This is a genomic window from Aquabacterium commune (assembly GCF_004362855.1).
In the GTDB taxonomy this organism is placed as follows: Bacteria; Pseudomonadota; Gammaproteobacteria; order Burkholderiales; family Burkholderiaceae_C; genus Aquabacterium; species Aquabacterium commune.
On record NZ_SNXW01000009.1, the window covers coordinates 137,946 to 149,654 of the forward strand.

General features: G+C 67.6%; 14 protein-coding genes and 1 tRNA gene. 10 read left to right on the forward strand and 5 right to left on the reverse strand.

Annotated features, from left to right (window positions below):
• A complete protein-coding gene (locus EV672_RS15090; protein WP_133610664.1) occupies window positions 1-618 on the reverse strand; it encodes a TetR/AcrR family transcriptional regulator in 618 nt (205 codons plus the stop codon).
• Window positions 619-836: 218 nt separating this feature from the next.
• Between EV672_RS15090 and EV672_RS15095 the strand changes: the two genes are divergently transcribed.
• The 4 genes from EV672_RS15095 (at window position 837) to EV672_RS15110 (ending at window position 4,708) form a co-directional block, all read left to right on the forward strand.
• A complete protein-coding gene (locus tag EV672_RS15095; protein ID WP_133610666.1) occupies window positions 837-2,228 on the forward strand; it encodes a bifunctional enoyl-CoA hydratase/phosphate acetyltransferase in 1,392 nt (463 codons plus the stop codon).
• Complete coding sequence (locus EV672_RS15100) at window positions 2,225-3,436, forward strand: acetate/propionate family kinase (protein WP_133610668.1); 1,212 nt, start codon at window positions 2,225-2,227, stop codon at window positions 3,434-3,436. The genes EV672_RS15095 and EV672_RS15100 overlap by 4 nt, the downstream gene beginning before the upstream one ends.
• A gap of 102 nt (window positions 3,437-3,538) precedes the next feature.
• Complete coding sequence (locus EV672_RS15105) at window positions 3,539-4,465, forward strand: branched-chain amino acid transaminase (protein ID WP_133610670.1); 927 nt, start codon at window positions 3,539-3,541, stop codon at window positions 4,463-4,465.
• Between the two features lie 21 nt (window positions 4,466-4,486).
• A complete protein-coding gene (locus EV672_RS15110) occupies window positions 4,487-4,708 on the forward strand; it encodes a zinc-finger domain-containing protein (protein ID WP_133610672.1) in 222 nt (73 codons plus the stop codon).
• A gap of 79 nt (window positions 4,709-4,787) precedes the next feature.
• On the opposite strand, the gene EV672_RS15115 is transcribed toward EV672_RS15110, so the two are convergent.
• The 3 genes from EV672_RS15115 to EV672_RS15125 form a co-directional block, all read right to left on the reverse strand.
• Complete coding sequence (locus EV672_RS15115) at window positions 4,788-5,345, reverse strand: DUF3455 domain-containing protein (RefSeq protein ID WP_133610674.1); 558 nt, start codon at window positions 5,343-5,345, stop codon at window positions 4,788-4,790.
• 161 nt (window positions 5,346-5,506) lie between these two features.
• Window positions 5,507-6,256, reverse strand: coding sequence for an anti-sigma factor (locus tag EV672_RS15120; RefSeq protein WP_133610676.1), 750 nt, complete (start codon window positions 6,254-6,256; stop codon window positions 5,507-5,509).
• Between the two features lies 1 nt (window position 6,257).
• Complete coding sequence (locus EV672_RS15125) at window positions 6,258-6,875, reverse strand: sigma-70 family RNA polymerase sigma factor (protein WP_133610678.1); 618 nt, start codon at window positions 6,873-6,875, stop codon at window positions 6,258-6,260.
• 138 nt (window positions 6,876-7,013) lie between these two features.
• Between EV672_RS15125 and purU the strand changes: the two genes are divergently transcribed.
• From purU to EV672_RS15145, 4 genes are read left to right on the forward strand one after another with little or no spacing between them, the layout of a single operon-like run.
• Window positions 7,014-7,898 (forward strand): formyltetrahydrofolate deformylase, encoded by an 885-nt coding sequence (gene purU / locus EV672_RS15130; RefSeq protein ID WP_133610680.1) that lies wholly within the window; start codon window positions 7,014-7,016, stop codon window positions 7,896-7,898.
• A gap of 22 nt (window positions 7,899-7,920) precedes the next feature.
• A complete protein-coding gene (locus EV672_RS15135) occupies window positions 7,921-8,379 on the forward strand; it encodes a YybH family protein (RefSeq protein ID WP_133610682.1) in 459 nt (152 codons plus the stop codon).
• 39 nt (window positions 8,380-8,418) lie between these two features.
• Window positions 8,419-9,423: a YheT family hydrolase gene (locus tag EV672_RS15140; RefSeq protein WP_133610684.1), complete on the forward strand. Its 1,005-nt coding sequence runs from the start codon at window positions 8,419-8,421 to the stop codon at window positions 9,421-9,423.
• Window positions 9,424-9,445: 22 nt separating this feature from the next.
• A complete protein-coding gene (locus tag EV672_RS15145) occupies window positions 9,446-9,979 on the forward strand; it encodes a DUF2946 family protein (protein ID WP_133610686.1) in 534 nt (177 codons plus the stop codon).
• A 147-nt stretch (window positions 9,980-10,126) separates the two neighbouring features.
• On the opposite strand, the gene EV672_RS15150 is transcribed toward EV672_RS15145, so the two are convergent.
• A complete protein-coding gene (locus EV672_RS15150) occupies window positions 10,127-10,660 on the reverse strand; it encodes a c-type cytochrome (protein WP_133610688.1) in 534 nt (177 codons plus the stop codon).
• A gap of 131 nt (window positions 10,661-10,791) precedes the next feature.
• Between EV672_RS15150 and EV672_RS15155 the strand changes: the two genes are divergently transcribed.
• Window positions 10,792-10,867 (forward strand) — tRNA-Arg (locus EV672_RS15155).
• A gap of 111 nt (window positions 10,868-10,978) precedes the next feature.
• Entirely contained in the window at window positions 10,979-11,491 is a 513-nt protein-coding gene (locus EV672_RS15160; protein ID WP_133610690.1) for a hypothetical protein, read from the forward strand.
• The last annotated feature ends 218 nt before the right edge of the window (window positions 11,492-11,709 follow it).

An 11,709-nucleotide genomic window follows, 5' to 3' on the forward strand; every position in this document is an offset into this window, starting at 1 on the left:
TCAGCCGGGTGGCCCAGCGCGGGGTGGCTGGGCGAGCAGGTGGTCGATGAGCAGGGCGGTGGTCTGCTGGAGCGGGGCGGTGGATTGCGCGATCTTCATGCGCAGCAAGGCGCCTTCCCAGGCGTCCCAGAACAGGGTCGACAGCAGGGCGGCATCGACGTCATGGCGCACGCTGCCTTCTTCCTGGGCGCGGGCGATGAGTTCGGCCAGGCGAACGCGCCAGGCGTCCATGCAGGCTTGCAGCACGGCGCGGCAGTTGGCGCTGGATTCGGCCACCTCGGCGGCGAAGTTGCCCACCAGGCAGCCCTGGCATTGGGTGTGGCCATGGTGCGCGATGAAGCGCGCGAAGGTGTGGCGGATGGCGCCCAGGGCGTCGGGCGGCGCGTCGGCCTGGCACTGTGCCCAGGCCTGGTCCACCCAGGCGGCGTAGTTTCGGATGATCTGGGCGGCGAAGGCGTCTTTGCTGTCGAAATGGTTGTAGAACGAGCCTTTGGGCACGCCGGCCTGGTCCGTGATCTGCTGGATGCCGGTGGCGTTGTAGCCGAAGCGGGTGAACAGCAGGTAGCCGGCCTCGGCGAGGCGACGCGGGATGTCGGTTTTGTCGGCGGTACGGGGCATGCGCAAAGAATATGACCAGTCGTCTTGAAACGTCAGACGGGGAATCCATGCCCTGTCGCCGCGTGCGGGATTGGACCTGGATCAAGACAGCCGCGCAAGGATGTGGCACCGCCCGCGCACGCGCCAGTCAGGCCATATGCTTGTCATACCGCCGCCCGACGATGGCTGCACGCGATGTCCCCCAGCCTGAACTCCTTGCCGAACGCGATGAACTTGCCATGAGCGCCTTGACCAACCTGACTTTCGACCAGATCGACATCGGCGCCTCGCTGGTGATCCACCACACGGTGACGCGCCACGAGGTGGAGCTGATGGCCCTGGTGTCGGGCGAGGCCAACCCTTTCGCGCCGCGGGATGGTGCAGCGGCCAGCGACGGCCCGGTGTGCGAGGGCGTGAGCGCCGAGGCGCTGGTCCACGGCATGCTCAAGCGCCAGTTGCCCGGGCCTGGCACCGTCATCCTCTCGCACCAGTTGGTGTACGGCGGCACGGCCCGCATGGGCGATGAACTGATGGCCACGGTCACGGTGGTGGAAAAGCAGGCGCCCGACCAACTGACCTTCGATTGCCAGGTGCGCCACGCCGACGCCCTCTTGCTCAGCGGTGCGATCACGGTGCGGGCGCCGTCCACGCAGCAGTCCGTGGACGAGCGCGACCCGGTCGATGTGGTGCTGCGGCGCAACGACGTGTTCGGGCGGCTGTTCCGTGAGTGCGAGGCACTGCCGCCGGTGAGTTGCGCGGTGGTCCACCCTTGCGATGCCAGTGCCTTGCGCGGCGCGCTGGAAGCCGCCCGCCACGGCATGATCACGCCCGTGCTGGTGGGCCCGCGCGCCAAGATCCAGGCCGTCGCCCAGGCCGAGGGCCTGGACCTGACGGGCCACCGCGTGGTGGACACCGAACACAGCCACGCGGCGGCCGAGGTGGCTGTGGCGATGGCGCGCAGTGGCGAGGTGCAGGCGCTGATGAAGGGCAGCCTGCACACCGATGAATTGATGGCGGCGGTGGTGCCCTCGGCCACGGGGCTGCGCACGGGGCGGCGCATCAGCCACGTCTTCGTGATGGACGTGCCGGCCTACCCGCGCATGCTGCTGGTCACGGACGCGGCCATCAACATCGCGCCCACCATCCTGGACAAGGTGGACATCGTGCAAAACGCCATCGACCTGGCGCAGGTGCTGGGCGTGGCGGTGCCGAAGGTGGCCATCCTGGCGGCGGTGGAAACCGTCAACCCCGAGATGCAGGCCACCATCGACGCGGCCATGCTGTGCAAGATGACCGACCGCGGGCAGATCACGGGCGGGCTGGTCGATGGGCCCCTGGCGTTCGACAACGCCGTGAGCCTGGAGGCCGCGCACACGAAGAAAATCACGTCCGAGGTGGCGGGGCAGGCCGACATCCTCGTGGTGCCCAACCTGGAGGCGGGCAACATGGTGGCCAAGCAGCTGCAGTACCTGGCCGGGGCCGACAGCGCGGGCATCGTGCTGGGCACGCGCGTGCCGATGATCCTGACCAGCCGCGCCGACAGCGTGCGCACCCGGCTGGCCTCGGCGGCCGTCCTCAAGTTGCTGGCGCACGCGCAGGCGGCCAAGCAAGCGAAAGCGGGCCAGGCATGAGCCAGGCCATCGTCGTGTTCAACGCGGGCTCGTCGAGCCTGAAGTTCTCGCTCTTCCCGGCCACGCCTGCGCTTGGCACGCAGGACGAAGCCTGGTTGCATGGGCAGATCGATGGCCTGGGCGTGCACCCGCACCTGCAGGCCCACACGCCCGATGGGACGGTGGTGCTGCAGCGCGACTGGCCGGGCAGCCTGGGGCACGACGAGGCGCTGAGTTTCTTGCTCGATGCCATCCAGCCCTTCCTGCAAGGCCACACGCTGTGCGCCGTCGGTCACCGCATCGTGCACGGTGGCACCCACTTCCACGCGCCGGTGCTGCTCGACGACGCCGTGCTGGCCGAGCTCGACACCCTGGTGCCCCTGGCACCCTTGCACCAGCCGCACAACCTGGCGCCGGTGCGGGCCTTGCAGCGCGTGGCACCCGGCCTGCCGCAGGTGGGCTGCTTCGACACGGCCTTCCACACCACCTGCCCGCCGGTGGCCCAGCGCTTTGCCTTGCCGCGCGAGCTGCACGAGGCTGGCGTGCGCCGCTATGGCTTCCACGGGCTGTCCTACGAGTACATCGCCAGCCAGTTGCCACAGGTGGATGCGAATGCAGCCCAGGGTCGCACCGTCGTCATGCACCTGGGCAATGGCGCCAGCATGTGCGCCCTGCAAGGCGCGCGCAGCGTGGCCAGCAGCATGGGTTTCACGGCCCTCGACGGCCTGATGATGGGCACGCGCTGCGGCAGCCTGGACGCCGGCGTGCTGCTGTGGTTGATGGACGAGCGCGGCATGGACGCCCGCGCCATCGAGCGCCTGCTGTACAAGGATTCCGGCCTGCTGGGCGTGTCGGGCGGGGTGTCCTCGGACATGCGCACCTTGCTGGCGAGCGACCGCGTGGAAGCGCAGGAAGCGGTGGCGCTGTACGTGCACCGCATCACCCGCGAGCTGGGCGCGCTGGCGGCGGTGCTGGGCGGGCTGGACGCCATCGTCTTCACGGCGGGCATCGGCGAGCACGCGGCGCCCATCCGTGCGCAGGTCTGTGCACAGGCGGCCTGGCTGGGTGTACGCCTGGACGAGGCGGCCAACGCCGGCGCATCGGCCCTGGACGATGGCCAGAGCCTGCGCATCAGTGCGCCCGACAGCGCCGTCGCCGTGTGGGTCATCCCCACCGACGAGGAACGCATGATCGTCCAGCACACCCGCCGCCTGGCGCTGGGCCGCTGACCGCCCTCGGCGCTACAATCGAAAGCTCTGGACACGGCTTGGATGGGCGCCCCCTGTCGGCGCACAGCCCGTGCACACTGGACACTGAACAAGGACACCCCCATGTCGATGGACGACCGCGACGGCAAAATCTGGATGGACGGCAAGATGGTGGAGTGGCGCGACGCCAAGATCCACGTCCTGACGCACACGCTGCACTACGGCTGCGGCGCCTTCGAAGGCGTGCGGGCCTACAACACCGTCAACGGTCCGGCCATCTTCCGCCTGCGTGAGCACACCGAGCGCCTGTTCAACAGCGCCAAGATCTTGCGCATGCCCATGCCCTTCACGCAAGAAGAGGTCAGCCAGGCGCAGATCGACGTCATCAAGGCCAACAAGCTGGAAAGCGGCTACATCCGTCCGCTGGTGTGGCTGGGCTCCGAGAAGCTCGGCGTCAGCCCCAAAGGCGCCAAGGTGCACCTGATGGTCGCGGCCTGGACCTGGGGCGCCTACCTGGGCGAAGACGGCATGAAGCGCGGCATCCGCGTCAAGACGTCGAGCTACACGCGCCACCACGTCAACATCACGATGACGCAGGCCAAGGCGGTGAGCAACTACACCAACTCCATCCTGGCCAACATGGAGGCCACGGACGATGGCTACGACGAGGCCATGCTGCTGGACGCCTCCGGTTTCGTGTCTGAGGGCGCTGGTGAGAACCTCTTCATCGTCAAGAACGGCGTGGTCTATACGCCCGACCTGTCGGCTGGTGCGCTCAACGGCATCACCCGCAACACCATTTTCGCCATCGCCCGTGACCTGGGCCTGGAGATCAAGGAAAAGCGCATCACCCGCGATGAGATCTACATCGCCGACGAGGCCTTCTTCACCGGCACCGCCGCCGAAGTGACGCCCATCCGTGAACTCGACCGCATCGAGATCGGCATCGGCTCGCGCGGCCCGATCACCGAGAAAATCCAGTCTGCGTTCTTTGACATCGTCAACGGCCGCAGCCCGAAGTACGCCGAGTGGCTGACGCCCGTGGTCTGAGCCTCTGACGGAGTTTTCCCCATGAGCAACAGCAGCAAGCAACAAGCCCCCGCCACCGTGGAAGTCACCGCCGCCGAGCTGCAAGGCCCTGGCGTGGTGTTCTGCCCGAACCCCAAGATGGCGCTGTGGAGCAACCACCCCCGCGTCTTCATCGACGTGGCGGGCCATGGCGAGGGCAAGTGCCCTTACTGCGGCACCGTGTACAAGCTCAAGGCGGGCGAGAAGGTGTCGCACGGTCATTGAGACGGGCACCGATGACAAAAAGCCCGGCATGCCGGGCTTTTTTCATGGGCCAGTGCGGAACGCGCTGGCCGACCGACCATCACATGGCGGGCTTGTAGAAGACGTAGTCGGCCTTGTAGCCCACGACCTTCTTGTCGCCCTTTTGCTCGGCGCCGCAAGGCAGGGCCGGGGCCACACCGCCCACGGTGTTCAGGCGCTGGATGAAGCTCACGCCCTGCATGACGCCGGCGCCCGAAGCGGGGTTGGCCTTGACCAGTTGCAGGGGGATGTTGCCGGCGGTGGCGGGGCTGACGGCGACTTGCTTGCCGGTCACCTTGGAGCCGTCGTTGGACTCCCAGGTCGGACCAGCGTAGTACTTGCCGACCACGGTGCCCTTGGCATCGCTCAGGGTGGCGACGGGACCGACGAAGGCCCACTCGAACGCACCGGCCATGTCCTTCTTCTCGCGGCATTCGTAGGTCAGCTCGCCGCTGCCGACGGTGAACATCGACTGGGTGTGGCCGGCCGGCACGCGCACGGCTTCGGGCAGCTCGGCGTTCTTGACCATGGGCTGGCTGGCGCAACCGGCCAGAACGGCCACGGCGGCAACAGCGGTCAGGGACAGGGCGCGCAAGGACAGGACAGAGGTGTTGTTCATGAGGGGTCTCCGGTGAGCTGGGTGCGCCGGCCTGGGGCCTGGACACCGGCGCGCAACATGCGCGCTTGAAGACCACTACGCGCCGACCCCACCCGACAGATGCAGCAACCGGTGCCAACGCACCACCCAGATGCAGGTTGGGCGCGTGCAGCGGCAATTTGTCACAGCTGGAGCTTGCCCACCGAGACGATGGGGCCCGTGGGCTGGCCAGATGGCGAACCGCCCGGAGGCTCGACCGTCAATGCGAAGGCCGCCGTGTCTTTCAGCAGGGCCGTGCGCAACACCGTGGTGGCGTTCTGCTGCGAGACCACGCCCAGCGAGCGCGGCGCGCCCTTGGCCGGCACGGCCCAGAGCTCCAGCGCCTTGTTCAGGGCCACGGTCTGGCCCTCGCTCAGCGGTTTGAGCACCAGGCTGCGCCCATCGCCGCTGACGCTGGCCACGAAAGACGCCGGCTGGATGCCGTTGCCAGCCGCGCCGCTTTGCGCGCCCATGACCACCACGATGGGCGGTTGCACAGGCACGGGCTGGGCCAACATCACGCCCAGGGTGATGGCGGCGGCCGTGGCCATGCCCGCGGCACCTTGCCACAGGGCCAGGCGTTCCCACCAGCGCACCACGCTGCGCGCGGCGTCCGAGGCCATCTGCCCGATCTGGCTGCCCGAGGCCTGCAGCGCGTCGTGCGCACCGAACAGGCGGTTCTGGATGCCCTGCCAAACGCGGGGCGGTGGCGCCACCGCGGGGGTGGACGCCGTGAGCGTTTCCAGTCGGCGCTCCCAGTCGGTGGTCGCGCGGCGCAGGCCGGGGTGGGCCGGCAGCAGGTTTTCGAAGCGGCGCCGGGCCGGGCCCCTCAGGGTGCCCAGGGCGTACTCCGCGGCCAGTTTGTCGGCCAGTTCGGGGCGGCTGTAGTCCATGTCAGTTCAGGGCCAGCGAGGCCCGCTCCAGGCAAGTCTTCAGGCTCTGCAGGCCGCGGCGCACCCAGCTTTTCACGGTGCCCAGCGGGTGCCCCAGTTGTTCGGCGACCTCGGCGTGCGTCAGGCCCTGGTAATAGGCCAGGGCCAGGCTGTGCTGCTGCTCGCCGCTCAGGTCTTTCATGCAGGTCGTGAGTGCGCGGGCGTTGCTGGCCTGCTCCAGGAGTTCGAGCGGGCCAGGGGTGTCGGCGGCGATGTCTTGCAGCATGTCGGTGTCATCCTCGTCCGTGCCTGCCTGGAAGCGGCTGATGGTCTGTGGCTCCGACTGGCGACGGCGCAGGCTGTCAATGGCCCGGTTGCGGGCCACGCTGTTGAGCCAGGTGCGGGCCTGGCTCAGCGCGGGATTGAAGCTCTGCGCCGAGCGCCAGACGTTCACGTACACCTCTTGCAGCACGTCCTCGGCTTGGGTTCGGTCTCTTTGTATACGCAAGATCACGCCCAGCAGATGCGGACTTGTGTCACGGTAAAGCCGGTCGAATGCGGCGCGGTCGCCCAAAGCGACGCGCGAGAGCAGGTCGGACAGGGCTTGGGAGCGGTCGGCGGCGTCGGGCAAGGGGGCCATGCGTCCTCGTGGTGCGGTGTCGGTGGCGTGGACTGACGGGGGGATGTCGCGCGGTGTCGGTGAGCCCGTGGCTTCGGCACAGCAGAGCCATTCTAGGGTGAGGGACCGTCACGGCAGGCCCCTACAATCGGCAGCACCATGAAGAAGCCCCAAGAATTCGTCCTGACCCTGTCTTGCCGCGACACCACCGGCATCGTCCATGCCGTGTCGGGTCTGCTGTACCAGGCGGGCTGCAACATCATCGACTCCCAGCAATTCGGCGATGTGCTCAGCGAGGACAGCACCGGCCTGTTCTTCATGCGCGTGCACTTCTCTGCGCCCGAGCACCTGGCCGATGCCACCACGCTGGACAAGCTGTTCTCGCACGTGCGCGAGCAGTTCGGCATGGCCGCGCAAATCCGCGCCCTGGCGCGCAAGCCGCGCGTGCTGGTCATGGCCAGCAAACATGGCCACTGTCTCAACGACCTGCTGTTCCGTTGGCGCTCGGGCTGGCTGAACATCGACATCCCGGCCATCGTCTCCAACCACCCGGATTACGCAGAGCTGGCGGCCAGCTACGGCATCCCCTTCCACCACCTGCCTTTGCCCACGGGCTCGGGCGCCGAGGTCAAGCGCGCCCAGGAGGCGCAGGTGGAAGCGCTGGTCGATGCCGAACAGATCGACCTGGTTGTGCTGGCGCGCTACATGCAGATCCTCAGCCCCGAGTTCTGCGCTTTCCTCAAGGGCCGCGCCATCAACATCCACCACAGCTTCCTGCCCAGCTTCAAAGGCGCCAAGCCCTACTACCAGGCGCACGACCGCGGCGTGAAGCTCATCGGTGCCACGGCCCACTACGTCACGGCCGACCTGGACGAAGGCCCCATCATCGAGCAGGACGTCGAGCGTGTGGACCACACCCTCAGCCCCGAAGATTTCACCGCCGTGGGCCGGGACGTCGAATGCGTGGTGCTGGCGCGTGCCGTGAAGTGGCACACCGAGCACCGCGTGCTCATGAACGGCCACAAGACCGTGGTCTTCAAGTGATCTGAAGCATGAGGATGCCCGCATGACCGACCCGCGCGCCAAAGTCACCCAAGCGGTGTTGCTGACCACGGCCGATGAAACCGAGGCCTCGTTCTACGACGCCATGCAGCACGCCGACCTCGACCGCATGATGCAGGCCTGGGCCGACGACGAAGACATCGCCTGCGTGCACCCCGGGGGCCCGCGCGTGGTGGGCACGGCAGCCGTGCGAGCCGGCTTCGAAGCGGTGTTCGCCAACGGGCCGGTGCACATCGGCATCGAGCACGTGCGCCGCATGGAGACGGCGGTGTGCGCGGTGCACCACGTCACCGAGAAGGTCCAGGCCATGGGCCCGGACGGCCAGATGCAGACGGCCTTTGTCATGGCCACCAATGTGTACCTGCGCACGTCCCAGGGTTGGCGCATGGTGGCCCACCACGCCAGCCCGGGCCTGGCGCAGGACCTGCCCGACATCACCGAGCCGCGCGGCGTGCTGCACTGAGCGGGCGCCGTCTCAGCGACACCGGTCCACTTCAGCGCCATGCACAGCTACCGCGCCCCCCGCTGGCTGGCCGGCGCTGGCCCCTTCGCCGGCAACGTGCAGACCATCTGGCCCGCGCTCTGCAGCCGCGTCCACGCGGAGCACCGTGTCGGCCCGGTGGCCTACCTGCGCGAGCGCTGGGACACGCCCGATGGCGATTTCATCGACGTGGATTTCCTGCCCGCACCCGCTGGCACGCCCAGCCCACGGCCCTTGCTGGTGATGTTCCATGGCCTGGAGGGCTCTTCGCAAAGCCACTACAGCCGGGCGTTCGCGCTGTGGGCGCATGCCCAGGGCTGGGACTTCGCCGTGCCGCATTTCCGCGGCTGCTCGGGCGAGATCAACCGCGCGCCGCGCACCTACCACTCGGGCGACCACGCCGAGGCCGACTGGATCCTTCAGCGCCTGGCGCGTCGCCATGCCGGCCCGCTGCTGGCCGTGGGCATCTCGCTGGGCGGCAATGTGCTGCTGCGCTGGGCCCAGGAGGCAGGCGCCGAGGCCGAACGCACGGTGCGCGCCGTGGCCGCCATTTCATCGCCCGTGGACCTGGCCGCGGCCGGGCACGCACTGGCGCATGGCTTCAGCCGGCACATCTACACGCGCATGTTCCTGCAGTCGATGAAGCCCAAGGCCCTGGCCAAGCTGCAGCAGCACCCCGGCCTGTTCAACGAAGCCGCCCTGCGCGCTGCGCGGGATCTCCACGCCTACGACAATGCGTTCACGGCCCCGCTGCACGGCTTTGCCAACACGGAAGACTATTGGGCGCGTTGCTCGGCCAAGCCGGGGCTGGAGGCCATGCGCCACGTGCCTGCACTGGTGCTCAACGCGCGCAACGACCCCTTCATCCCTGCGGCCTGCCTGCCCTCACGGGGCGAGGTGGGCCCGGCCGTGACGCTGTGGCAACCGCACGAAGGTGGCCACGTCGGCTTCCCCGCTGGCCGCTTTCCGGGCCATGTCGCCGATTTGCCGCAGGCCGTGGGGCGGTGGCTGCAACATCATCTGTGAGCGCCACACCCCAAGGAGACACATGGACGACATCGTCAAAGCCGCGCTGAAGAAGTGGCCCAACGTGCCCGACTGCTACGACTGGCTGGCGCTGGACGCCCGCGGCGACTGGTACATGCGCGACGACCGCATCCAGGCCGCAGGGCCTTTTCCGCTGGTCAAGGGCAGCCGCATCGTCCACGACAAGCTCAAGGAGTTCATCCACCGCAACTACGACCACGACGACCGTGGCGCTTGGTTCTTCCAGAACGGGCCGCAGCGCGTGTATGTGGTGCTGGAGGCCGCGCCCTGGGTGCTGGGCGTGCAGCGTGGCGATGCGGGATTCGAGCTCGACGCCCACACCAGCGAGCCGGTGCACGAGGTGCGCGCCACCTTCGTGGACGAACACGGCCGGCTGTTCCTGCACACCGAGTTGGGCCTGGGCGTGTTGAGGTCGATGGACATGGACGTGGCCGCCGACGCCCTTGTGGCGGGCGTCTGGCCCGAGCCTGAAGAGGTGGCTTTTGAGGATTTGGCCGCGCGCTTTGGCCACGTGCTGGCGCCGCGCAAGGGTTGAGGGCTGAGGGCCGCGCCGTTGCGCACACACCGCCATCCAGCAATCATCATCCAGAAATCGGCATGAAAAAACCGGCCCTATGAACGCGTCATGGGCCGGTCGTGTTCCGGTCATGTGCCGCTTGACCGCGGCGTGGCCTGCGGAGTCTCAGGGCGCCGATGCCGCCGCAGCAGGCGCCGCGGGTTCGGCCAGTTTGCCGCCAGAACCGTTGGCCATGTACACCACGGCGCGGTGCACTTCGTGATCGGAGTAATCGGCGCCGCCCTGGGCCGGCATGGCGTTGAGGCCCTTGAGCGCGTGCTCCAGCAGCTTGGCATCGCCTTGACCCAGGCGGCCGCTCCAGGCGCCCGCGTCACCGAACTTCGGTGCACCCAACATGCCGGCACCGTGGCAGTTCACGCACTGGGCCTTGTAAACCTCTTCACCCGAGCGCGGGCCGGTGTTGGCCGAGGCCAGTTTGATCTCGACCGTGCCCACCGGCATGATGCGCTGCGCCGTGGCCTGCCCACTCAGGGCGTCGCTGCCGGCGGCGTCCTTGGCGGTCGAATTCACATAGTTCACCAGCAGGGCAATGACCGCCACCGGCACGATGAACGCAGCCGCCACCGCCGCCATCAGCTGCTGTGGGGTCTGGATCGGGCCTTCGTGGCCGGACTCGTGGGATTGGGGCGCTTGGCTCATGGGTGTTCGCTACAGGCTGGTTTGACGCGGTGGGACGCGTGGGCGCCGCGCGTTGTGGTGCGCGGTGGGAACGATGGGCGAGATTATAGGTCGTGGCAGAGGCGGTCGCGCTGTTAGAATCCCGCAGCGCTGCGCCCGTAGCTCAATGGATAGAGTACTGCCCTCCGAAGGCAGGGGTTGCTGGTTCGATCCCAGCCGGGCGCACCACTCTGTGGCCTGGGGCAAACATCCCGCACAGAAGGCTCTGCAATTTATACGCAGGCCTTTTTCCGACAATTCTCCGACACTGCTTATGACGGAGACGTCGGAGGATGACAGATGGCCAGCTTCTACAAGCGCGGCGACTACCAGTGGGAAGCCAAGATCCGCAAAGCCGGATTCCCTCAGCTTGCCCGCACTTTCGAGAGTAAATCAGACGCGATGGCCTGGGCCGCCGAGGTCGAGACCGAGATGCGCCGTGGCACCTTTGTGTCGCGGGCACTTGCTGAGCGCAAGACGCTGGGCGCGCTGATCGGCCAGTATGTTCAAGATGTTTCCCCACTGCACCGTGGCGCAGACAGCGAGATCGCGCGGCTGAAGGCCATGGCGCGGCGCAAGATTGCCGAGACGGCCATGGCCAACCTGCGTCCCATCGACATTGCCCGCTATCGCGATGAGCGCCTGAAGGTGGACGGCGTTTGCCCGGCCACCGTGGTGCGCGAGATGGGGCTGCTGCAGCGCGTGATCGCCCATGCCATGCAGGAGTGGGAGATTGGGGTGCACAAACGGTCGATCACCAAGGTGGTCTTCTCGCTAGGCGGTGGATCGGACCTTTGCCCTGGACCCCGATGAATCATCGTTGGAGCCTTCTGCTTGTGGAACTGTGATCGCAATAAGAGGCTCGTGTGCGGTGGCCCTTTGGAAGCAGACAGTGCGCCAAGTGAAACGCGATAGCATCTATGGAGTCATTTGGAATTAGGGAAGGTCTGCATAAATCGCCCGGACACGTGCTTGGCGCCGACCTGATTGCCTGAGACCATTGAGCCCATGAAGCAGAGCAGCCTTGGATT

Coding starts and splice junctions, on each gene's coding strand:
- EV672_RS15160 (WP_133610690.1), top strand. CDS start 10,979: ATGGCCAGCTTCTACAAGCGCGGCGACTACCAGTGGGAAGCCAAGATC.
- EV672_RS15140 (WP_133610684.1), top strand. CDS start 8,419: ATGCACAGCTACCGCGCCCCCCGCTGGCTGGCCGGCGCTGGCCCCTTC.
- EV672_RS15110 (WP_133610672.1), top strand. CDS start 4,487: ATGAGCAACAGCAGCAAGCAACAAGCCCCCGCCACCGTGGAAGTCACC.
- EV672_RS15105 (WP_133610670.1), top strand. CDS start 3,539: ATGTCGATGGACGACCGCGACGGCAAAATCTGGATGGACGGCAAGATG.
- EV672_RS15150 (WP_133610688.1), bottom strand. CDS start 10,660: ATGAGCCAAGCGCCCCAATCCCACGAGTCCGGCCACGAAGGCCCGATC.
- EV672_RS15125 (WP_133610678.1), bottom strand. CDS start 6,875: ATGGCCCCCTTGCCCGACGCCGCCGACCGCTCCCAAGCCCTGTCCGAC.
- EV672_RS15120 (WP_133610676.1), bottom strand. CDS start 6,256: ATGGACTACAGCCGCCCCGAACTGGCCGACAAACTGGCCGCGGAGTAC.
- EV672_RS15145 (WP_133610686.1), top strand. CDS start 9,446: ATGGACGACATCGTCAAAGCCGCGCTGAAGAAGTGGCCCAACGTGCCC.
- EV672_RS15135 (WP_133610682.1), top strand. CDS start 7,921: ATGACCGACCCGCGCGCCAAAGTCACCCAAGCGGTGTTGCTGACCACG.
- EV672_RS15115 (WP_133610674.1), bottom strand. CDS start 5,345: ATGAACAACACCTCTGTCCTGTCCTTGCGCGCCCTGTCCCTGACCGCT.
- EV672_RS15100 (WP_133610668.1), top strand. CDS start 2,225: ATGAGCCAGGCCATCGTCGTGTTCAACGCGGGCTCGTCGAGCCTGAAG.
- EV672_RS15095 (WP_133610666.1), top strand. CDS start 837: ATGAGCGCCTTGACCAACCTGACTTTCGACCAGATCGACATCGGCGCC.
- purU (WP_133610680.1), top strand. CDS start 7,014: ATGAAGAAGCCCCAAGAATTCGTCCTGACCCTGTCTTGCCGCGACACC.
- EV672_RS15090 (WP_133610664.1), bottom strand. CDS start 618: ATGCCCCGTACCGCCGACAAAACCGACATCCCGCGTCGCCTCGCCGAG.